A 21,818-nucleotide genomic window follows, 5' to 3' on the forward strand; every position below is an offset into this window, starting at 1 on the left:
GTGCGGCACGAACGGTGACGGAGGGCCCCGGACGGATGCGTCCGGGGCCCTCCGCGTCCCCGGGCCGTCCGGACGGCCCGGGGACGCGGCCCGTGCGTCACCTGGTGCTCTTGCTGAAGAAGTCGAAGGCCCGCTTCGCCTGGTCCTGCAGGGCGGGGCCGGCCAGGTACCCGTCCGGGGTGCGGCCGCCGAGCGCGGTCACGCTGACCAGGTTCGGCTTGCCGTCCTTGGTGATGAACCAGCCGCCGCCGTCGGCGCCGCCCGTCATGGGGCAGCCGATCACGTACATCGGCGGGCGGGCCCGGTCGAAGGACAGCCGGCCGGGTGCGGTGGCGGCGTCGCAGCGGTCGAGCTCCAGCCCGTCGGACGGCCGCTCGGCCGGGTAGCCGTACGCGGCGGCCGAGGTGACCTGCTCGCGCGGGGCGTTGAACCAGACCGGGACGGCGGCGCCGACGACCTCCTCCAGTGAGGGCCCGGAGGCCTCCTCGCCGCGCACCCGGACGATCCCGTAGTCGTACTGGTGGCGGGCGCCGACACCGCCCTCCCGCAGCCAGGTCGGCGACACCAGCGCGCGCACCGCCGTCCACCGGCCGTACGGCGCGAGCTGCTGCTCGGTGGCCGGCCGGCCGCGGACCGCCCCGCCGTCCCGGTTGTAGCCGGGGACGAAGGTGACGCCCTTCAGCCAGCCGCCGCCCCCGCCCTCGTGCAGGCAGTGCGCGGCGGTGTAGACGAGGTTGCTGCGGCCCGGGTTGGCCGGGTCGGAGACCACCGTGCCCGAGCAGGCCGTGTCGCCGTGGGCCGTGCCGGCGAAGAGCCGGCCGACCACGGCGGAGGCCGGGCCGTACGGGCGCGGCTGCGGGACGGCCCGGCCGGCGGGCGGCGGGGCGTCGTGCTGGACGCCCGCCGGCGCCGAGGCGAGCGGGTACTCCGGCGTCGGCCGGCCCTTGGCGGCGGCCATCCGCCCGGCCGTCCAGGCGTCCGGCGGCGCCTCCTCGGCGGAGCCGCTGTCGGCGACGTAGCGCGTCCAGTCCTCCAGCTTCCAGCCCGCCAGGTCGTCCGGGCCGGTGGGGACCGCCCGGGGGAGCGCGGCGGGCGGCGGCGCGGGGGCGCCGGGGCCGTCCGGGCCGCAGGCGGTCGCGGTGAGCACGAGTGCGGCGAGCACCGCGGCGCCGGCCGCCGCGGGCCGGCGCCGCGGTGCGCGGCCGGTGTGCTTGGGCATGGTGCATCGTCCCCCGGGTGCGGTCTCCGCCGGCCGTGCGGCTACGGCTTCCTGGAGATCCAGTCCAGCGCCTGCCGGGCGACCGCCTCCAGGTAGGGGCCGCTCAGCGAGGTGTGGTCCTGGGTGCCGATCGAGGTGTTGCTGACCAGCGCGGTCCGCCCGTCCGGCATGGTGGCGAACCAGCCGCCGCCGCTGGCGCCCTGGGTCATGTTGCAGCCGATGGTGAGCATCGACGGGCGCTTCGCGTCGAACGACAGCCGGGTCGGCTTCCCGCCGTCGCACCGGTACAGCTCCTGGCCGTCGAACGGCTTGTAGAGCGGGTAGCCGACCGCGGCGACGGACACCTTGTCCCGCGGGGCGTCGAACCAGACCGGGACGGCCGAACCGACCGTCTCCTCCAGCGACTTCCCGGTGTCGTTCTGGTTGTGCACCCGCATGATCGCGAAGTCGTACTGGTTCGCGGCGTCACCGCTCTCGCCGCCCTCCACCATCCACTGCGGCGAGGTGGTGACGAGGTCGGCCCACCAGGTGCCCAGCGGGGCCAGTTCGGACAGCGGGGCCTTCTTGCCGCCGCTGGAGGCGCCCGAGTTGTTGTAGGCGGGGACGAAGACCAGGTCCTTGAAGAAGTCGCCGCCCTTGCCCGCGTGCACGCAGTGGCCGGCCGTCCAGACCAGGTTGCTCCGGCCCGGGTGCTGCGGGTCGGTGATCACCGTCGCCGAGCAGTTGCCCCGGCCGCCCTGGGCGCTGAAGAACACCTTCCCGGAGGGCTGCTTCGTGTACGGGCGGGCCACCGGGGTGGCCTTGACCGCGGCGGGCTCCGGATCGGTCACGCCGTTGTCGGTGGCGGGCTTGGCGGTGGGCGGGGCCGGCTCGGCGGGCTTGGAGTCGCCCATCTTGTCCGGGTTCCAGAAGTCCTTCACCACCGGGTTGTTGAAGACGTGCTGGGACGCCCACTTGTCCCAGTCCTCGAAGCGCCACTTCTTCAGGTCGTCCCAGGTCTTGGGCAGGCCCTCCAGCAGACTGGTCGGCAGGCCCGACGGGAGGGTGATCCCGCCGATCAGTCCGCCGCCGGCGGAGGCGCTGCTCGCGGAGGCCGGCGGCGGCGCCGCGCCGCCCCCGCCGCCGGCCGGGCCGTCCGGCCCGCAGGCGCTCGCCGCGAGCAGGGTTCCGGTGACCAGGGCGGCGGCCAAGGCTGACCGGTGGATCGATGGCATCTGTGCGCTTCCCCCTGTGCTCGGTCGGGCTGTCGTGCGGCGGCTCGCCGCTGTGGAGTCTTCCACCGGACACCAGGACGGCGGCGGCCGCCCCCCGGGTTGCGTTCCTGACCACAGGTCACCGATCCGTGATGCGGCCCACGCCGGCCCGGCGGCGCACCGGCCGTCCCGCCCGGCGGCACAACCGGGCCGTCCTCCCGGGCGGTGAACAATCCCGGATCTTCACCCGGACGAGTGAGCCGTTCTTGTGATCACCCCTCAGGGATAGGTAACCCTTACCTGACGCCGCGGTGCGAGTGCCCGCCGAACCGTCCACCACCCGTGCGCGTCGGCACCCCCACGCGTCCCAAGGAGCAGCCTTGAGCACCGCCCTCACCGGAGCCCCGCCCGACCCCCCGCTGCAGGCGGAGCCCCCCGGGGACCCGGAGGACGCGCAGGCGTCGGGCGGTGCGCCCCGGCCGGCCGATCCGGGCCCGCCGCCGCAGCCCGGCCCGCTGCTCCAGCCGGGCCCGCCGGCGCCGCTGCTCCAGCCGGGCCCGCCGGCGCCGCTGCTCCACCCCGACCCGCTGCTCCACCCCGACCCGCTGCTCCACCCCGACCCGGCCGTCGCCGCCGAACAGGCCGGACTGGAAGCCCTGTTGCGCTGCTGGACGCGCGAGACCGGAGCCCGGCCCGGCCCCGACGGCCGACTGCGGATCGCCGTCCTCGGCGGCGCCGCCCTGCTCTCCGCCCCCGTCCGCCACTGGTCTCCCGGCGGCTGGCACCGGTTCGGCCCCGCCGTCCTCGCCGCCCACGACACCGCCGCGGCGGAGGGCCCCGGACCCGGCGCCGCGCCCGTCGACGCCGTCACCGCCGCCGCGCTGCTCGCCGCCGCGGCCGCCGAACGGCCCGACCCCGGACAGGTCGCCGACCTCGCCGCCCGGGTCGCCGACTCGGTCGTGCGCACCGCCGAGATCCTCGCCCACCGCCGCACCGCCGCGCCCGCCGGCGGACCGGAGCACTCGCACTTCCTCGCCGCCGAACAGTCCCTGCTCCTCGGCCACCCGCTGCACCCCACCCCGAAGAGCCGCGACGGCCTCGGCCCGGCCCAGAGCGCCGCCTACTCGCCCGAACTGCACGGCTCCTTCCGGCTCCACTGGTACGCCGTCGACCGCAGGCTGCTCGCCGCCGGCTCCGCCCTCGACGAGAGCGCCGACCGGATCACCGCCGGCCTGCTCGGCGACCACGCCGCCCTGCCGCCCGGCACCGCCGCCCTGCCGCTGCACCCCTGGCAGGCCCGCGAACTCGCCCACCGCCCCGCCGTCGCCGAACTCCTCGCCGACGGACTGCTGCACGACCTAGGCCCGGCCGGCGAACCCTGGTACCCCACCTCCTCCGTGCGCACCGTCTACCGGCCCGGCACCCCGTGGATGCTCAAGCTCTCGCTCGGCCTGCGGATCACCAACTCCCGCCGGGAGAACCTGCGCAAGGAACTCCACCGCGGACTCGAGGTGCACCGGCTGCTGGAGAGCGGACTCGCCACCGAGTGGCGGGCCGCCCACCCCGGCTTCGACGTCGTCCGCGACCCGGCCTGGATCGGCGTCGACCACCCCGCGCTCGGGGACCCGGGCGGCCTGGACACCGTGCTGCGCGCCCAGCCCTTCGCCCCCGCCGACCGCGCGTACTGCCTCGCCGGACTCGTCGCCGAACAGCCCCTCGGCACCGGTGACACCGTGCCCTCCCGGCTCGGCGACACCCTGCGCGCCCTCGCCGCCCGACACGCCCGCCCGCTGCGGACCGTCGCCGCCGAATGGTTCCTGCGCTACCTGGACGCCGTCGTCCTGCCCGTCCTGTGGCTCGACGGCCGGGCCGGCATCGCCCTGGAGGCGCACCAGCAGAACAGCCTCGTCCTGCTCGACGCCGAGGGCTGGCCCGACGGCGGCCGCTACCGCGACAACCAGGGCTACTACTACCGGGAGAGCGCCGCCGACCGGCTCACCGCCCGCCTGCCCGGACTCGGCGACCGGAGCGACACCTTCCTGCCCGACGACGTGATCGACCACCACTTCGCCTACTACCTGGGCATCAACCACGTCCTCGGCCTGGTCGGCGCGCTCGGCAGCCAGGGACTCGCCGACGAGACCGTCCTGCTCGCCGGACTGCGGCGGTTCCTGGCCGGCCCGCGGGCCGCCGCCACCGGCTCGGCCCTGCCCGCCCTGCTGCTCGACGCACCCACCCTGCCCTGCAAGGCCAACCTGCTCACCCGGATCAACGGCCTGGACGAACTCGTCGGACCGGTCGCCACCCAGTCCGTCTACGTGGACATCCCCAACCCGGTGGCCGACCGGGCGGGCGGACGACGGTCGCGGACGGGGCACGCGTGAACCCCGAGGACACCGGCACCGGCGCGCGGCCCCGCCCGGTGCACTCCGTCCCGGCGCGGCCCGGACCGGCAGACCCCATTCCGGAGCGGCCCCGCCCGGTGCACTCCGTCCCGGCGCGGCCCGGACCGGGCGCCCTGCTCGACCACCTGCCCGGATGGGGTGCCGTCCCCACCCCGGCCGGCCCGTTCCGGCTCAGCCCCCTCCGGCTGCCCGCCGACCTCGACCTGCTCACCGGGTGGATGAACGACCCCGAGGTCGACGCGTTCTGGGACCTCGCCGGACCGCCCGCCACCACCGAACGGCACGTCCGGGCCCAACTCCACGGCGACGGCCGCAGCGTGCCCTGCCTCGGTCTGCTCGACGGCACCCCGATGAGCTACTGGGAGGTCTACCGAGCCGACCTCGACCCGCTCGCCCGGCACTACCCGGCCCGACCCCACGACACCGGCCTCCACCTGCTGCTCGGCCCCGCCGAGAGCCGCGGCCGGGGCCTCGGCGCCGTCCTGCTGGCCGCCGTCGCGGACCTCGTCCTGCACCGGCGGCCCCGCTGCGAACGGGTCCTCGCCGAACCGGACGTCCGCAACCGCCGCTCCGTCCGGGCCTTCGAACGGGCCGGGTTCCGGACGGCCGCCGAACTCGACCTGCCCGACAAGCGCGCCGCCCTGATGGTCCGCTCCCGCTTACTCCCCGCCTAGGACAGTCCCGTGGACACCCCAGCACCCCCGCCGCCGTACGACCTGCTCGGCGTCGGCATCGGCCCGTTCAACCTCTCGCTCGCCGCGCTCGCCGACCCCGTCCCCGGCCTGCGCACCCTCTTCTGCGACCAGCGGTCCGAGTTCCGCTGGCACCCCGGCATGCTCGTGGACGGCGCCCGGATGCAGGTGCCCTTCCTCGCCGACCTGGTCTCGCTCGTCGACCCGACCAACCCGTGGTCCTTCCTCAACTACCTGCGCGACCAGGACCGCCTCTTCCCCTTCTACTTCGCCGAACGCTTCCAACTGCCGCGCCGCGAGTACGACCACTACTGCCGGTGGGCCGCCGAACGCCTCGCCAACTGCCGCTTCGGCACCGAGGTCACCGCCCTGCACTGGGACGGCGACTGCTACCACGCCGAACTCACCGACACCGCGACCGGGCGGCGCAGCACCGTCCGGGCCCGCAACCTCGCCCTCGGCGTCGGCACCCGGCCCGTCCTGCCCGAGGCCTTCGCCGACCTCGCCGGCCACCCCCGGGCCTTCCACTCCGCCGACTACCTGGACCGCCGCGCCGACCTCGCCGACGCCCGCGACATCACCGTCATCGGCAGCGGACAGTCCGGCGCCGAGGTCCTCCTCGACCTGCTCCGCCGCCACGACGGCGACGCCGTCCGGCTGCGCTGGCTCACCAGGACCAGGGCGCTCGCACCCATGGAGTACTCCAAGCTCGGCCTGGAACACTTCACCCCCGACTACACCCGCTACTTCCACGGCCTGCCCGAAGCCGTCCGGGACACCCTGGTCACCGCCCAGTGGCAGCTGCACAAGGCCGCCAGCGCCGAGACCCTCGCCGAGATCCACGACCACCTCTACGAGCGCACCATCGGCCACCCCATCGACACCGCCCCGCTCGAGATCACCCCCGGCACCGCCGTCACCGACGCCCGGCCCGGCCCCTGCGGAGGCCTCGAACTGCGCTGCCGGCACACCGACTCCGGCGCCGAACACGTGCTGCGCACCGACGCCGTGGTGCTCGCCACCGGCTACCGGGCCGCCCGACCGGCCGCCCTCGAACCGCTCGCCCACCTGATCGACTGGGACGGGGCCGGGCGCTACCGGGTCGACCTCGACCACCGGGTCGCCACCCGGCCCGAACTCACCGGCGGCCTCTACGTCCAGAACGCCGAACTGCACACCCACGGCGTCGGCACGCCCGACCTCGGCCTCGGCGCCCACCGCGCCGCCGTCATCCTCAACGCCGTCACCGGCCGCACCGTCCACCGGCTGCCCACCCGCACCGCCTGGACCGGCTTCGCACCGCCCGCCCCCGGACCCGCCGCCGGCACCCCCGCCCCCGGGACCACCACCGTCCCCCGCCCCCAGGAGCTGACCCGTGCCGCAACCGCCGGCCGCTGAACCGCCGCTCTACCTGCCCCCGCACCTGACCGCCGGGCACTGGCGGCGGGCCGGCCGCGCCCTGCTGGCCAAGATGATCGGCGAGTTCTCCTACGAGGAACTGCTCACCCCCACCCCCGGCACCGCCGCCGACGAGTACCTGCTGGCGCTGCCCGCGGCCGAGTACCGCTTCACCGCCCGCCGGGGCGCCTACGGCAGCTGGCGGGTCGACCCGGACTCCGTCCGCTGCACCGACCCCGAGGGCCCCGACCCGCTGCGCTTCCTCCCGCACGCCCGGCACGCCCTCGGCCTGCGCGGCGAGACCACCGGCCACCTGATCCGCGAACTCACCGCCACCCTCACCGCCGACGCGCGCCAGCTCGCCACCGCGCTCACCGCCGCCGAACTCGCCGACCTCGACCACCCCGGCCTGGAGGGCCGCCAGGACGGCCACCCCTGGATCGTCCCCAACAAGGGCCGGATCGGCTTCTCCGCCGGCGACACCGCCCGCTGGGCCCCCGAGGCCCGCACCCCGCGCCCGCTGCCCTGGATCGCCGTCCACCGCAGGCTCGCCCAGTACCGCGGCGTACCGGGCCTGGAACGGCCCGAGCAGCTGTACGCCCGCGAACTCGACGACCCGGACGCACTGCGCGCCGCCCTCGGACCGGCCGCCGACGACTACCTGCTGCTGCCCGTCCACCCCTGGCAGTGGGACGAGACCGTCCTCCCGCTGTTCGCGCCCTGGATCGCCTCCGGCGAGATCGTCCCGCTGCCCTCCGACGGCGACCCACGACTGCCCCAGCAGTCCATCCGCTCCTTCTTCAACACCGCCCACCCCGAACGCTGCACCGTCAAACTGCCCCTGGCCATCCTCAACACCCTGGTCTGGCGCGGCCTGCCCACCGAACGCACCCTCGCCGCGCCCGCCGTCACCGCCTGGATCCACGGCCTGCGCGACGCCGACCCCTACCTGCGCGACGAGTGCCGGGTGATCCTGCTCGGCGAGATCGCCTCGGTCACCGTCGACCACCCCCTCTACCGCGAACTGCCCGAGGCGCCCTACCAGTACAAGGAGCTCCTCGGCGCGATCTGGCGCGAACCCCTCGGCCCCGCCCTGACCGCGGACGAACGGGCCCGCACCCTCGCCGCCCTGCTGCAGACCGGCTCCGACGGCCGGGCGCTCGCCGCCGAACTGATCGCCCGCTCCGGCCTCACCCCCGCCGCCTGGACCGCCCGGCTGTTCAGCGCCCTGCTGCCGCCGCTGCTGCACTTCCTCTACCGCTACGGGCTGGTCTTCTCCCCGCACGGGGAGAACGCCATCGTCGTCTTCGACGGCCGCGAGAGGCCGACCAGGCTCGCGGTGAAGGACTTCGTCGACGACGTCAACCTCAGCGACCAGGACCTGCCCGAACTGCGCGACCTGCCCCCCGAGGTCGACGACGTGCTGCTCCGGGAGGGCCCCCAGGGGCTCTGCCAGTTCCTCCACTCCGGACTCTTCATCGGCGTCCTGCGCTACCTCGCCCCGCTGCTGGAGGCGCAGACCGGACTCCCCGAGACCGAGTTCTGGGCCCTGCTGCGCGCCGAGGTCCACCGCTACCAGGAGCGCTTCCCCGGGCTGCACGAGCGCTTCGAGCTGTTCGACCTCTTCCGGCCCCGGATCGACCGGCTCTGCCTCAACCGCAACCGGCTGCTCCTCGACGGCTACCAGGACCGCCCGCACCGCCCGCACGCCGCCCGGTACGGCACCGTCCCGAACGCCCTGGTGACCCTGGAGGCGGATCTACCCGGGCAACGGAGCCGGATTGTCACCCCCGCCCCGTAGGGTGGGAGGGTCATGACGAACGACTCCGAATCCCAGCTCCCCGACCTCCCCGACGAGGACGACGCCGACGCCTCCGAGGCCCCCGGGGCCGAGGAGGCCGTCGCCGTCCCGCGCGCCCGCATCCCCGAACTGCTGCACGCCGCGGTCGCGGCCGTCGGCGGTGTGGAGCGCCCCGGGCAGGCCCGGATGGCCGAGGCCGTCGCCGACGCGGTCGACAACGCCGAGCACCTGCTCGTCCAGGCCGGCACCGGCACCGGAAAGTCCCTCGCCTACCTCGTCCCCGCGCTCGCCCACGGCGACCGCGTGGTGGTCGCCACCGCCACCCTGGCGCTCCAGCGCCAGCTGGTGGAACGCGACCTGCCGCGCACCGTCGAGGCGCTGCACCCGGTGCTGCGCCGCCGGCCGCTGTTCGCGATGCTCAAGGGCCGCTCCAACTACCTGTGCCTGCACCGGGCCAACGAGGGCACCCCGAGCGACGAGGGCGAGGGCCTGTTCGACGCGGCCGAGGTGCTCGGCGGGCCCGCCAGCAAGCTCGGCCAGGACGTCCTGCGGCTGCGCGAGTGGGCCGACGAGACCGAGACCGGGGACCGCGACGACCTCAGCCCCGGCGTCTCCGACAAGGCCTGGGCCCAGCTGGCGGTGACCTCCAAGGAGTGCCTCGGCGCCACCCGCTGCGCCTACGGGCAGGAGTGCTTCGCCGAGAAGGCCCGCGAGCGGGCCAAGCTGGCGGACGTGGTGGTCACCAACCACGCGATGCTCGCCATCGACGCGATCGAGGGCGCGCCGGTGCTGCCCGAACACGGGCTGCTGATCGTCGACGAGGCGCACGAGCTGGTCAACCGGGTCACCGGCGCGGCCACCGCCGAGCTGACGGTCGGCGCCGTCAACCGGGCGGTCAAGCGGGCCGCCCGGCTCGCCAACGAGAAGGCTGTGGACGCCCTGCAGGCTGCGGCCGAGAACTTCCACGGCCTGATGGAGACCGCCCAGCCCGGCCGGGTCGAGGAACTGCCCGAGTACCTGGCCTACGCCGTCACCGCCATCCGGGACGCCTCCCGCCAGGTGATCACCTCGCTCGGTGAGACCCGCGACAAGGCGCTCAGCGACGAGGACGCCGTCCGCAAGCAGGCGATGGCCTCCGCGGAGTCCCTGCACGAGACGGCCGAGCGGCTGCTGGAGGACTCCGAGTACGACGTGGTCTGGATCGAGCGCAGCGACCGCTTCGGGATGGGCACCGCCTCGCTGCGGGTCGCGCCGCTCAGCGTCTCCGGGCTGCTCCGCGAGGGCCTGTACAAGGAGCGCTCGGTGGTGCTCACCTCGGCCACCCTCAAGCTCGGCGGGGACTTCAACGGCGTCGCCGCCTCCGTCGGCCTGCCCTCCGAGGCCCGGCTGCCGGACGAGCGCACCGAGGGGGACAACCCCGAGCCGGGCTTCGGCGAGGACGCCGCCCCGCACTGGCGGGGCATCGACGTCGGATCGCCGTTCAAGTACCCCAAGCAGGGCATCCTGTACGTCGCACGGCACCTCGCCGAACCGGGCCGCGACCCCGAACGGCCCGACATGCTGGACGAGTTGGCCGAGCTGATCGGCGCGGCCGGCGGCCGCACGCTCGGCCTGTTCTCCTCGATGCGCGGCGCCCAGACGGCGGCCGAGGCGATGCGGGAGCGGCTGGACAACCGGATCCTGCTCCAGGGCGAGGACACCCTCGGCGAGCTGATCCGCGAGTTCGCCTCGGACGCGACCACCTGCCTGTTCGGCACCCTGTCGCTCTGGCAGGGCGTGGACGTGCCCGGCTCCGCCTGCCAGCTGGTCGTGATGGACCGCATCCCGTTCCCCCGGCCGGACGACCCGCTGATGAGCGCCCGCCAGAAGGACGTCGAACAGCGCGGCGGGAACGGCTTCATGGCCGTCGCGGCGACGCACGCGGCGCTGCTGATGGCGCAGGGCGCGGGCCGGCTGGTGCGCGCGGCGGACGACCGTGGTGTGGTGGCCGTGCTGGACCCACGGGTGGAGACGAAGCGGTACGGGAGCTTCTTCCGGTCCTCGATGCCGGAGTTCTGGTACACCACGGACCGCAACCAGGTGCGCCGCTCGCTGGCGGCCATCGACGCCTCGGCGGTGCCGGTCCGGCCGGTGGTGAAGCGGGGCTGAGCCGCCGGGCTGGGTCCGGGCGGTCCGGCCGGTCGGTGCGGTCGGCCGGGCGGGTTCTGACGGCCGGCCCGGGCCGCGGAGCCCGTCCCCAGCCCCGACCCCGACGCCGACCCCGGCCCCGGACGCGCCGGAGGGGCTCCCCGCAGTCGTGCGGTGGAGCCCCTTCCCGGTGCGGGCCGCGGCGGGCGCTCAGAGACGGCGCAGGACCGCGACGACCTTGCCCAGGATGGTCGCGTTGTCGCCGTTGATCGGCTCGTACGCCGGGTTGTGCGGCATCAGCCAGATCCGGCCGTCCTCGCGCTTGAGCCGCTTGACGGTCGCCTCGCCGTCGATCATCGCGGCCACGATGTCGCCGTTCTCGGCGACCGGCTGGCGGCGCACGGTGACCCAGTCGCCGTCGCAGATGGCCGCCTCGATCATCGAGTCGCCGCGCACCGTCAGCGCGAACAGCTCGCCCTCGCCGACCAGTTGGCGGGGCAGCGGGAAGACGTCCTCGACCGTCTGCTCGGCCAGGATCGGCCCGCCGGCGGCGATCCGGCCGACCAGCGGCACGTAGGAGGTGGACGGCCGGCCGGCCGTCTCGGCGGTGTTCGGACGGGCCACCTCGACGCCGCGGACCTCGTAGGCGCGCGGGCGGTGCGGGTCGCGGCGCAGGAAGCCCTTGCGCTCCAGGGCCATCAGCTGGTGGGCGACCGAGGAGGTGCTGGACAGGCCGACGGCCTGGCCGATCTCGCGCATGGACGGCGGGTACCCCCGGCGCTGGACGGAGTCCCGGATGACCTCGATCACGCGGCGCTGGCGCTCGGTGAGGCCGGCCTCGTCCGTCCGGATTCCGGGGGGGCGGCCGGGCATCGCGCGGGTGGGCGACGGATGGGCGTCGTCCAGCGCGGGCGAGTGTTCGATCGGCTGGTCGGGGACGCGGCTCGCGCCGGAGACTGCCGGGCCGGAGAGGCGGTGGTCTTCGCTACGGTCCATGCTGATGTCCACACCCTGCTGATTCGTGGTGCGCTGCCCCACCTTGAACTGGGAGTGTTCCTGCACCGGGATGGTGTTGCTTTCAATGGTGTTCACGGCGGCCCCTCTCGACGGCTGTCCTCTCCCTTTTCCAGCCCAACGCACCTCCTATCGAAAGGTTGCGCCAAACACACGTTCGAGTGAATTATTCGGGAGTTGGCTGACTCGATCAAGGCTTTGTTGTACATCGATTAAATGTTCGACCGGACGTCGACTTCGGCAGTCTAATCGGCGCCGACACGCCAGGGGTGCCGCATCCCCCCGGAGACCTACATGTAGTGGCTACAGTCCTCTCTGGGCCCAGTACTAGTGGTTACGGTGCATGATCAGCTTGCCGAGGCCGGGGTCGCATCGCATAGACTCAACAGGTCCGCACGTTCTGCCACGGAGGGATCCTCAGGTGCACTGCCCCTTCTGCCGGCACTCCGACAGCCGCGTTGTCGACAGCCGGACCACCGAAGACGGCAGCTCCATCCGCAGGCGCCGGCAGTGTCCGGACTGCGGCCGCCGCTTCACCACCGTGGAGACGGCCGCGCTGATGGTCATCAAGCGCAGCGGGGTCACCGAGCCCTTCTCCCGGGAAAAGGTCATCAGCGGCGTCCGCAAGGCCTGCCAGGGCCGCCCGGTCACCGAGGACGCCCTCGCCCAGCTCGGCCAGCGGGTCGAGGAGTGCGTGCGCGCCACCGGCAACGCCGAGCTGACCACCCACGACGTCGGGCTGGCCATACTCGGCCCGCTCAAGGACCTCGACGTGGTCGCCTACCTGCGCTTCGCCAGCGTGTACCAGGCCTACGACGGACTGGAAGACTTCGAGGCCGCCATCGCGGAGCTCCGCGCCGAGCGGCCCGTCCCCGAGGCGGACGGCACCTGCGTGCCCGTCGCCGCCGCCGCGCCCTAGGAGGCGCCGCACCCCGGCCCCCAGCGGGCCTACCGCACCACACCGGCCCCCCGGGGCCCACGCACGCCCTGAAAAAGGGCGCAGAACACAACAAACCGTGCGCAAGCAGGCGAGGACTCCCCGCTGCCCGCACACCGGAAGAACGAACCAGCGGTGCCCGGACTTTTCAGGGCACTTCGGGCGTTTGCCCAGGAGGAGGAAGAAGTGACAGACACCACGAGCGGTTCCGCACGCGGGTCGAAGTCCGACAAGGCCGCGGCCAAGGGTGCCGGCAAGGCCCCCAAGGGCGGTCTTCGGATCGGGCGCATCTACACCACTCCTGGCGTGCACCCGTACGACGAGGTCCGCTGGGAGCGCCGCGACGTCGTCATGACCAACTGGCGCGACGGGTCGATCAACTTCGAGCAGCGCGGCGTCGAGTTCCCCGACTTCTGGTCGGTGAACGCCGTCAACATCGTCACGTCCAAGTACTTCCGCGGCGCCGTCGGCACCCCGCAGCGCGAGTGGAGCCTCAAGCAGATCATCGACCGCGTGGTGCTCACCTACCGCGCCGCCGGCGAGAAGCACGGCTACTTCGCGAACCCGGACGACGCCGAGATCTTCGAGCACGAGCTGACCCACGCCCTCCTCCACCAGGTGTTCAGCTTCAACTCGCCGGTCTGGTTCAACGTCGGCACCAAGCAGCCCCAGCAGGTCAGCGCCTGCTTCATCCTGGCCGTCGACGACTCCATGGAGTCGATCCTCGACTGGTACAAGGAAGAGGGCATGATCTTCAAGGGCGGCTCCGGCGCCGGCCTCAACCTCTCCCGGATCCGCTCCTCCAAGGAGCTGCTCTCCTCCGGCGGCAACGCCTCGGGCCCGGTCTCCTTCATGCGCGGCGCCGACGCCTCCGCCGGCACCATCAAGTCCGGCGGCGCCACCCGCCGCGCGGCCAAGATGGTCGTGCTCGACGTCGACCACCCGGACGTCGAGGCCTTCATCGAGACCAAGGTGAAGGAGGAGGAGAAGATCCGCGCCCTGCGCGACGCCGGCTTCGACATGGACCTCGGCGGGGACGACATCACCTCCGTCCAGTACCAGAACGCCAACAACTCCGTCCGCGTCTCCGACGAATTCATGACGGCCGTCGAGAACGGCACCGAATTCGGCCTGCGCGCCCGGATGACCGGCGAGGTCATCGAGACCGTCGACGCCAAGAAGCTGTTCCGCAAGATGGCCGAGGCCGCCTGGGCCTGCGCCGACCCCGGCATCCAGTACGACTCCACCATCAACCACTGGCACACCTGCCCGGAGTCCGGCCGCATCAACGCGTCCAACCCCTGCTCCGAGTACATGCACCTGGACAACTCCAGCTGCAACCTCGCCTCGCTGAACCTGATGAAGTTCCTGCGCGACGACGACTCGTTCGACGCCGAGCGCTTCGCCAAGGTCGTCGAGCTGGTCATCACCGCGATGGACATCTCCATCTGCTTCGCCGACTTCCCCACCGAGAAGATCGGCGAGACCACCCGCGCCTACCGCCAGCTCGGCATCGGCTACGCTAACCTCGGCGCCCTGCTGATGGCCACCGGCCACGCCTACGACAGCGAGGGCGGCCGCGCCCTGGCCGGCGCCATCACCTCCCTGATGACCGGCACCGCCTACCGCCGCGGCGCCGAACTCGCCGGCGTCGTCGGCCCGTACGACGGCTACGCCCGCAACGCGGCCCCGCACCAGCGGGTCATGAAGCAGCACGCGGACGCCTCGCTCGCCGCCGTCTCGCTGGACGAGCTGGACGCCCCGGTCTGGGCCGCGGCCAACGACACCTGGCAGGACGTCCTGCGCATCGGCGCGCAGAACGGTTTCCGCAACGCCCAGGCCTCGGTGCTCGCCCCCACCGGCACCATCGGCCTGATGATGGACTGCGACACCACCGGCGTCGAGCCCGACCTCGCCCTGGTCAAGTTCAAGAAGCTCGTCGGCGGCGGCTCGATGCAGATCGTCAACGGCACCGTCCCGCGCGCCCTCAAGCGCCTCGGCTACCAGGACGAGCAGATCGAGGCGGTCGTCGCGCACATCGCCGAGCACGGCAACGTCGTCGACGCCCCCGGCCTCCGGGCCGAGCACTACGAGGTGTTCGACTGCGCGATGGGCGAGCGCTCGATCTCGCCGATGGGCCACGTGCGGATGATGTCCGCGATCCAGCCGTGGATCTCCGGAGCCATCTCCAAGACCGTCAACATGCCGGCCGCCGCGACCGTCGAGGACGTCGAGGAGATCTACTTCGAGGCGTGGAAGATGGGCGTCAAGGCGCTCGCCATCTACCGGGAAAACTCGAAGGTCGGCCAGCCGCTCTCGGCGAAGAAGAGGGACTCCGGGGCCACGTCCGAGGAGGCGTCCGCGACCCCGGTCGCCGCGGTCGAGAAGGTCGTCGAGTACCGCCCCGTCCGCAAGCGCCTGCCCAAGGGCCGCCCGGGCATCACCACCTCCTTCACGGTCGGTGGCGCCGAGGGCTACATGACCGCCAACTCCTACCCGGACGACGGCCTCGGCGAGGTCTTCCTCAAGATGTCCAAGCAGGGTTCGACCCTCGCGGGCATGATGGACGCCTTCTCCATCGCCGTCTCGGTCGGCCTGCAGTACGGCGTGCCGCTGGAGACGTACGTCTCGAAGTTCACCAACATGCGCTTCGAGCCGGCCGGCCTGACCGACGACCCGGACGTCCGGATGGCGCAGTCGATCGTCGACTACATCTTCCGCCGCCTGGCGCTGGACTTCCTGCCCTTCGAGACCCGTTCGGCGCTCGGCATCCACTCCGTCGAGGAGCGCCAGCGCCACCTGGAGACCGGGTCCTACGAGCCGCTGGACGCGGAGGAGCTCGACACCGAGTCGCTCGCCCAGTCCGCCCCGGTGGTCGCCAAGCCGGCTCCGGCCGTCGAGGCGCCCAAGCCGGCCGCGAAGCAGGCCCACAACTCCACGGAGCTGATGGAGATCCAGCTCGGCCTCAACGCCGACGCGCCGCTCTGCTTCTCCTGCGGCACCAAGATGCGCCGCGCCGGCAGCTGCTACCTCTGCGAGGGCTGCGGCTCCACCAGCGGCTGCAGCTGACACCGGTCGCCACCCCGCGGGGGGTGAGCACCCGCTGAGGCGGGGCGAGGACTTCACGTCCTCGCCCCGCCTCTTTTCGTCGTTCCCGGGTGGTGGGGGAAGTGTCTTCGGGGCGGTGGTGTCAACCGGGGTTGACATGGGCGGCGGTGTCAACCAGGGTTGACGTATGAGCGAGAGCGGAGAACTCGCGGCGGCGGCGAGCAGTCGTGACCCCGCGGTGGGGCTCCGGGCGGTCCGTGCGCTGCGTGATCTGGCGGACCGGCTGGAGGGGTTGCAGGTGGGCAATGCCCGGTCGCTGGGCTGGTCCTGGCAGGACATCGCGGTGTGCCTGGGAGTGACCAGGCAGGCGGTGCACAAGAAGTACGCCCGGCGCGGGCCCGGCAAGGGCGAGGACGGAGGCTGAGAGATGTTCGAGCGGTTCACCGAATCGGCGCGGCAGGTGGTGCTGCTGGCCCAGGGCGAGGCGAGGGAGCTGCGGCACGCCGTCGTCGGGACGGAGCACCTGTTGCTCGCGATCCTGGCGCAGCCGGACGACCCCGCGGCGGGCGTCCTGATCGGGATGGGCCTGGACCGCGAGACGGCGCGGCGGGCGGTGGTGCGGCTGGTCGGGCCGGGCGGCGACGCCGAGGCGCTGGCCTCGATCGGAGTGGATCTGGACGCCGTCCGGGCGGCGGTGGAGTCGGAGTTCGGGGAGGGGGCGCTGGACGTGCCGGCCGGGGACGGGCCGCGGCGCCGCGGCTGGTTCAGGGCGGCGGAGTCGAGGCCGGCCCGCGCCCGGTTCAGCGCCCGGGCGAGGAAGGTGCTGGAGCTCTCGCTGCGCGAGTCGTTGCGGCTGAAATCCGGTCAGATCGCGGTGGGGCACCTGCTGCTCGGGGTGCTCCGGGAGGGGGAGGGCTTCGGGGCCAGGGTGATCGTCGACCACGGGCTGGACCCGCGGGCGGTGCGCCGGGCGGTCGAGGCGGAGCTGGGGTGAAGCGCGGGGTTCGACGGTGCGTCGGTTGCGTCGCCAATCGGTGTGTACGACGTGAATGAAGGAGATTGGCCGTCAACTGGCCGGTTGAGGCCAATGTCTGAATCGATATGATCGGACCAAAGCGTGAACCGATCAGCCGCCCGGAGACGTTTCGCGACGTCTCCGGGCGGTCTCGTATGCGCCCGACCAGCAGTCGGCGGCCGTATCCGTTGCCGACCCGCCGCCCGCGCCGCCGCCGACGTTGCCGAGGATCGCACCGATGAGAGAAGCCACCAGCCCCGACGGCCGGCCGAGCCGACGGCCCGCGCCGCGCACCGCCGCCCTGACCGCGGCGGCCGTCCTGCTGGCGGTCGCCGCCGCACCGGTCGGGGTCACCCGGGCGCTGGGCGCGCACCAGCCGCTCACCGCCCTCGCGGTGGCCGCGGTCACGGTGCTCTGGCTGATCGCGGTCGGACTGGCCTCGGCCGGTGCCGAACGCTCCCGCCGGCTGGCCGAGGAGCTCGCCGCGCAGCACGAGGAGACGATGGCGGCGCTGGTCGCCGCCGGTGCCGCCCGACAGGCCGAGGTGGCGGCCCTGGACCGGGCCGGAGCGGCCGGTGCCGAACGGGACGCAGCCCGGGCCGAGCGGGTCAGGGCCGAGGACGAGGTCACCGCCGTCCACGGGGAACTGGCCCGGCTGCGGGAGGAGATCGCGGCCGAGCGGGCCGGCTTCGAGGCCGAGCGGGACAAGGTCGAGGCGGAGCGCGTCGAGCTGGAGCGGTTGACCGGGGGCGTGCTGCCGGACGTGGTGGAGCGGCTGCGCGGCGGCGCGTCCGTGGACAGCGCGCTGGCCGCCCACCGGGGCCACCCCCAGCACGCGCTGCTGCGCGCCGTCGCCGAGGAGGTCGGCCGGGGCGAGCGGCTGCGTGCCGCCGCGCTCGCGGTCTGCGCGACGGCTGCCGGCCGGGTCCAGGCGCTGGCCACGAGCATGCACGCCGAGCTGCGCGAGATGCAGCACCGGCACGACGAGGAGGTCCTCGGGGACCTGCTGCGGCTGGACCACTCGACCGCCCAGGCGGGTCGGATGGCCGACAGCATCGCGGTGCTCACCGGCGCCCGCTCGGGCCGGCGCTGGGCCAAGCCGATCGCGGTGGAGTCGGTGCTGCGCGGTGCGCTCGGCCGGATCGGCGCGTACCAGCGGGTGCGGCTGCACAACGCCAGCTCGGCCGCGGTGGCCGGGTTCGCGGCCGAGGGCGTGATGCACGCGCTGGCCGAGCTGCTGGACAACGCCACCAACTTCTCCGCCCCGCCGGCGGAGGTGCACGTGTACGTCGAGGAGGTGCCGGCCGGTCTGGCGGTGACCGTCGAGGACAGCGGGTTGGGGCTGAGCGACAGCTGGCTGCGCCGGGCCGAACGGGCCGTCTCCGCCGAGCCCCTGGATCTGGCCACGCTGTCCGCCGGGACCCGGCTGGGGCTCGCGGTGGTCGGCTCGCTGGCGCGCAAGCACGGCCTGCAGATCTCCTTCCGGCCGTCGGCGCGCGGCGGTACGGGGGTGGTGATGCTGATCCCGCAGCAGCTGGTCTCGCACCCGGCTCCGGCGTCCGAACCGGCGCCCGTGGCGGTCCGGCCGCCCGCCGGGGAGCAGGTGCGCCCGGCGCTGACCCCGGCGCGCCCGGCGCCCGCACCGCTGCCGTCGGTGCCGGCCGGGCCGTCGGCCCCGGTGGGCGTGCCCGTACCGGCCGTCCCCGTGCCTGCCGTCGCGGTGTCTGCCGTCGCGGTGCCGGTCGGGGCCGTGCCCGCCGTGCCCGCCCAGGGCGCCCCGGCGCCGGCCGCCCCGGCCCGCCTGACCGAGAGCGGTCTGCCGCAGCGCCGCCGCGGCCAGACCCTCACCACGACCACCCCCGCCGCCGCGACGACCCCCACCCGGGCCTCCGCCCGGAGCGCCGTGGCCCCGGCGCCCGCGGTGAAGCCCGTGCCGGCCGACGCGGCGACCGCCGCGGCCAGGTTCGGCGCCTTCCGCAAGGCCGCCCGGCAGGCCGCCGACCAGCTCTCCGCGGCCCCGGCACCCACGGCCCCCGACACCGACACCGACACCGACACCACGCCCGACGCTTCCCCCGTCACCGAGAAGGACTCCTGATGAGCAGCGCCACTGACCGTGACCTCGACTGGCTGTTGGAAAACCTGCTGGCGGCGACCCCCGGCACCCGGCACGCCCTGGTGCTCTCCGCCGACGGTCTCAAGCTCTGCCACACCGACGGGCTGAGCACCGACCAGGCCGACCAGCTGGCCGCGATCTCCTCCGGTCTGCAGAGCCTGGCGCACGGCGCCTCGATCGAGTTCGGTGACGGCAGCGGCGGCGTCCGGCAGTCGATGACCGAGTTCCACGGCGGCATCCTGTGCATCGTGGCGGCGGGCGAGGGCGCGCACCTCGCGGTGGTCACGGACGACGACGCGGACGTCGGCGTGGTCGGCCACAACATGCACGGCCTGATCGAGCAGATCGGCGTCCACCTGAGTGCCCCGGCCCGTGACGGGGCGGAGCCGGAGGAAGCGGGCGCCGTGCCGCAAGAGAGCGCCGGGGCATGAACGCCGGGCCGGTCCTGCCGGGTCGTGACGACGATCCGGACCGCCTCTACACGATCACCCGGGGGCGCAGCCGTGCTCCGGAGAACGCCTTCGACCTGGTCACCCTGATCGTCGCCGAGCGGGTGCCGGCGCCGGGGATGCAGTCGGAGCACGCCCGGATCCTGCGGATGTGCGAGGCCCCGACGGCCCTGGTGGAGGTGGCCGCGGAGCTGGCGCTGCCGATCTCGGTGGTGAAGATCCTGCTCGGCGACCTGCTGGAGTCCGGGGCGGTCACCGCCCGCCACCCCCGGTTCGCGCCGACCAAGGCCCGGCTGCCCGATCTCGACACGTTGAAGCAGGTGCTGCATGGCCTCCAACGGCTCTGACCCGGTGCTCCCCGGTACTGACCCGGCCCCCACGGCCCCCGACCCGGCCCCCGGCACCGACCCGGCCCCCGGCGCCGGTCGCACCCCGTTGCGGGCGACGGCCGACAACGCGCTGAAGATCGTCGTGGTCGGCGGGTTCGGGGTGGGCAAGACGACCCTGGTGGGCTCGGTCAGCGAGATCCGTCCGCTGAACACCGAGGAGGTCATGACCAGGGCGGGTGAGGGCGTCGACCCGGCCGGGGCCTGGGGCAAGCGCTCCACCACGGTGGCGTTCGACTTCGGCCGGATCACCCTGTCGGCGAGCCAGGTGCTGTACCTGTTCGGTGCCCCCGGGCAGGAACGTTTCTGGTTCCTCTGGGACCGTCTCTTCAGCGGCGCGCTGGGCGCGGTCGTCCTGGTGGACACCCGCCGGCTGGAGGAGTCCTGGTACGCGATCGACCGGCTGGAGCACCACGGCACGCCGTTCATCGTGGCCCGCAACAACTTCGGCGAGCAGACCCACTCCCTGGAGCAGGTCCGGGAGGCGCTCGACCTGCCCGCCGAGGTGCCGTTGGTGGACTGCGACGCCCGGGACCGCGAGTCCGGCAAGCAGGTGCTGATCGCGCTGGTCCGCCATCTGACCGCCCTGGCGGAGGCCGCCGGCGAGCCCCCGGTGCCGGTCGGCGCTCCGGCCGGCCTCGAAGCCGGCGAGGCCCCCGCCGCGGAAGCCGCCGAAGCCGCCGAAGCCGTCGAGGCCCCCGAAGCCCCCGTCACCCCGGAGTACGAGGAGAGCACCCCGTGACCGAGCCCGCCGCCACCCCGCCCCCGGGCTGCCCGGCGCACGCCGGGGCCGCCCCGCTGTACGGGCCGCGCTTCCAGACCGACCCGGCCCAGCTGTACCGCGAGCTGCGCACCGCGCACGGCCCGGTCGCCCCGGTCGAGCTGGCCGGCGGCGTGCCCACCTGGCTGGTCATCGGCTACCGCGAGCTGCAGCTGGTGACCGGCCAGCCGCAGCTGTTCGGCCGCGACTCCAGCCGCTGGAACGCCTGGGAGACCCTGCCCGAGGACTGGCCGCTGAAGCCGATGATGGCGCCGGTGCCGTCGATCCTGTACGCCGAGGGCGAGGAGCACGTGCGCCGCTCCCGGGCGGTGACCGACGCGCTGGCCGAGGTCGACCCGTACGAGCTGCGCAAGCACTCCGAGGAGATCGCGGACCGGCTGATCGACGGGTTCGCCGGTCGCGGCGAGGCCGACCTGGTCGCCGAGTACGCGCACCGGATGCCGCTGCTGGTGCTGTGCCGGGTGCTCGGTCTGGACGAGGAGCAGGCGCCGCAGCTGATCGCGGCGCTGCTGGCCATGCTGGACGGCGGCCCGGACGCCCCGGCGGGTGCGCAGCGGCTGCTGGAGCTGATGCTGGACCTGGTGCGGGAGAAGTCCGAGCACCCGGGCGGGGACGTGGCCTCGCGGATGCTGGCGCACCCGGCCGGGCTGACGCACGAGGAGGTGATGCGCGACCTGCGGGTGCTGCTGATCGCCGGTCACCAGCCCTCGTCGTACTGGATCTCCAACGCGCTGCGGCTGATGCTCACCGACGAGCGGTTCGCCGCCTCGCTGGCGGGCGGCCGGCGCAGCATCAGCCAGGCGCTGAACGAGGCGCTCTGGGAGGACACCCCGACGCAGATCTTCGCGGGCCGCTGGGCGGTCCGGGACACCCAGTTGGGCGGCCAGCGGATCGCCGCGGGGGACATGCTCCTGCTGGGCTTCGCCGGGGCGAACGCGGACCCGTCGGTGCGTCAGGCGGACGGCCGCCCGGCCGAGGGCAACCGCGCGCACATGAGCTACTCGTACGGTGAGCACGGCTGCCCGTTCCCGGCGCAGGAGGCGGCCGAGGTGATCGCCACCACGGCGATCGAGGTGCTGCTGGACCGGCTGCCGGACCTCCGGCTGGCGGTGGCCGAGCACGCTCTGGTGTGGCGGCCGTCGGCCTGGGTGCGCGGGCTGGTGGCGCTGCCGGTCTCGTTCACCCCCGGCCATCCGGCCTGATCGCATCCCCACGTCCCGCCCCAGTCAAGGAGATC

The 21,818-nt window shown here is 74.0% G+C and carries 17 protein-coding genes; 14 read left to right on the top strand and 3 right to left on the bottom strand.

What is annotated here, in order from left to right; all coding sequences use genetic code 11:
* Window positions 1-97 precede the first annotated feature (97 nt).
* Together ACIA8Q_RS24220 and ACIA8Q_RS24225 are read right to left on the bottom strand one after the other, a co-directional pair.
* Entirely contained in the window at window positions 98-1,219 is a 1,122-nt protein-coding gene (locus ACIA8Q_RS24220; protein ID WP_396317669.1) for a trypsin-like serine peptidase, read from the bottom strand.
* Between the two features lie 41 nt (window positions 1,220-1,260).
* Window positions 1,261-2,433 carry a trypsin-like serine peptidase gene (locus ACIA8Q_RS24225; RefSeq protein ID WP_387905706.1) on the bottom strand — a complete coding sequence of 391 codons (1,173 nt, stop codon included), beginning with the start codon at window positions 2,431-2,433 and terminating at the stop codon, window positions 1,261-1,263.
* A gap of 359 nt (window positions 2,434-2,792) precedes the next feature.
* Here ACIA8Q_RS24225 and ACIA8Q_RS24230 point away from each other — a divergent pair, with 359 nt between their 5' ends.
* From ACIA8Q_RS24230 to ACIA8Q_RS24250, 5 genes are read left to right on the top strand one after another with little or no spacing between them, the layout of a single operon-like run.
* Window positions 2,793-4,796 (top strand): IucA/IucC family protein, encoded by a 2,004-nt coding sequence (locus ACIA8Q_RS24230; RefSeq protein ID WP_396317670.1) that lies wholly within the window; start codon window positions 2,793-2,795, stop codon window positions 4,794-4,796.
* A complete protein-coding gene (locus ACIA8Q_RS24235; protein ID WP_396317671.1) occupies window positions 4,793-5,491 on the top strand; it encodes a GNAT family N-acetyltransferase in 699 nt (232 codons plus the stop codon). The genes ACIA8Q_RS24230 and ACIA8Q_RS24235 overlap by 4 nt, the downstream gene beginning before the upstream one ends.
* Before the next feature lie 9 nt (window positions 5,492-5,500).
* Entirely contained in the window at window positions 5,501-6,907 is a 1,407-nt protein-coding gene (locus ACIA8Q_RS24240; protein WP_396317672.1) for a lysine N(6)-hydroxylase/L-ornithine N(5)-oxygenase family protein, read from the top strand.
* Window positions 6,885-8,708: an IucA/IucC family protein gene (locus ACIA8Q_RS24245; RefSeq protein ID WP_396317673.1), complete on the top strand. Its 1,824-nt coding sequence runs from the start codon at window positions 6,885-6,887 to the stop codon at window positions 8,706-8,708. The genes ACIA8Q_RS24240 and ACIA8Q_RS24245 overlap by 23 nt, the downstream gene beginning before the upstream one ends.
* Before the next feature lie 12 nt (window positions 8,709-8,720).
* Window positions 8,721-10,856: an ATP-dependent DNA helicase gene (locus tag ACIA8Q_RS24250; RefSeq protein WP_387905715.1), complete on the top strand. Its 2,136-nt coding sequence runs from the start codon at window positions 8,721-8,723 to the stop codon at window positions 10,854-10,856.
* A 189-nt stretch (window positions 10,857-11,045) separates the two neighbouring features.
* Here ACIA8Q_RS24250 and lexA read toward each other — a convergent pair whose 3' ends face one another.
* Complete coding sequence (gene lexA, locus ACIA8Q_RS24255) at window positions 11,046-11,708, bottom strand: transcriptional repressor LexA (RefSeq protein WP_224281048.1); 663 nt, start codon at window positions 11,706-11,708, stop codon at window positions 11,046-11,048.
* A 562-nt stretch (window positions 11,709-12,270) separates the two neighbouring features.
* Between lexA and nrdR the strand changes: the two genes are divergently transcribed.
* The 9 genes from nrdR (at window position 12,271) to ACIA8Q_RS24300 (ending at window position 21,783) form a co-directional block, all read left to right on the top strand.
* Window positions 12,271-12,768, top strand: a complete 498-nt coding sequence (gene nrdR, locus ACIA8Q_RS24260) for a transcriptional regulator NrdR (protein WP_360212319.1) — start codon at window positions 12,271-12,273, stop codon at window positions 12,766-12,768.
* A gap of 204 nt (window positions 12,769-12,972) precedes the next feature.
* Window positions 12,973-15,855: a vitamin B12-dependent ribonucleotide reductase gene (locus tag ACIA8Q_RS24265; protein ID WP_387905719.1), complete on the top strand. Its 2,883-nt coding sequence runs from the start codon at window positions 12,973-12,975 to the stop codon at window positions 15,853-15,855.
* Between the two features lie 166 nt (window positions 15,856-16,021).
* Window positions 16,022-16,258, top strand: coding sequence for an RNA polymerase subunit sigma-70 (locus ACIA8Q_RS24270; RefSeq protein WP_360212316.1), 237 nt, complete (start codon window positions 16,022-16,024; stop codon window positions 16,256-16,258).
* 3 nt (window positions 16,259-16,261) lie between these two features.
* Window positions 16,262-16,828 (top strand): Clp protease N-terminal domain-containing protein, encoded by a 567-nt coding sequence (locus tag ACIA8Q_RS24275; RefSeq protein WP_360212315.1) that lies wholly within the window; start codon window positions 16,262-16,264, stop codon window positions 16,826-16,828.
* Between the two features lie 259 nt (window positions 16,829-17,087).
* Complete coding sequence (locus ACIA8Q_RS24280; RefSeq protein WP_396317674.1) at window positions 17,088-18,947, top strand: ATP-binding protein; 1,860 nt, start codon at window positions 17,088-17,090, stop codon at window positions 18,945-18,947.
* Window positions 18,947-19,396, top strand: a complete 450-nt coding sequence (locus ACIA8Q_RS24285) for a roadblock/LC7 domain-containing protein (RefSeq protein ID WP_396317675.1) — start codon at window positions 18,947-18,949, stop codon at window positions 19,394-19,396. The genes ACIA8Q_RS24280 and ACIA8Q_RS24285 overlap by 1 nt, the downstream gene beginning before the upstream one ends.
* Window positions 19,393-19,761 carry a DUF742 domain-containing protein gene (locus tag ACIA8Q_RS24290; protein WP_360212310.1) on the top strand — a complete coding sequence of 123 codons (369 nt, stop codon included), beginning with the start codon at window positions 19,393-19,395 and terminating at the stop codon, window positions 19,759-19,761. The genes ACIA8Q_RS24285 and ACIA8Q_RS24290 overlap by 4 nt, the downstream gene beginning before the upstream one ends.
* Window positions 19,742-20,542 carry a GTP-binding protein gene (locus ACIA8Q_RS24295; RefSeq protein WP_396317676.1) on the top strand — a complete coding sequence of 267 codons (801 nt, stop codon included), beginning with the start codon at window positions 19,742-19,744 and terminating at the stop codon, window positions 20,540-20,542. Before ACIA8Q_RS24290 ends, ACIA8Q_RS24295 begins: the two co-directional genes overlap by 20 nt.
* Complete coding sequence (locus tag ACIA8Q_RS24300; RefSeq protein ID WP_396317677.1) at window positions 20,539-21,783, top strand: cytochrome P450; 1,245 nt, start codon at window positions 20,539-20,541, stop codon at window positions 21,781-21,783. The genes ACIA8Q_RS24295 and ACIA8Q_RS24300 overlap by 4 nt, the downstream gene beginning before the upstream one ends.
* The last annotated feature ends 35 nt before the right edge of the window (window positions 21,784-21,818 follow it).

The organism is Kitasatospora sp. NPDC051705, assembly GCF_044453265.1.
In the GTDB taxonomy this organism is placed as follows: domain Bacteria; phylum Actinomycetota; class Actinomycetes; order Streptomycetales; family Streptomycetaceae; genus Kitasatospora.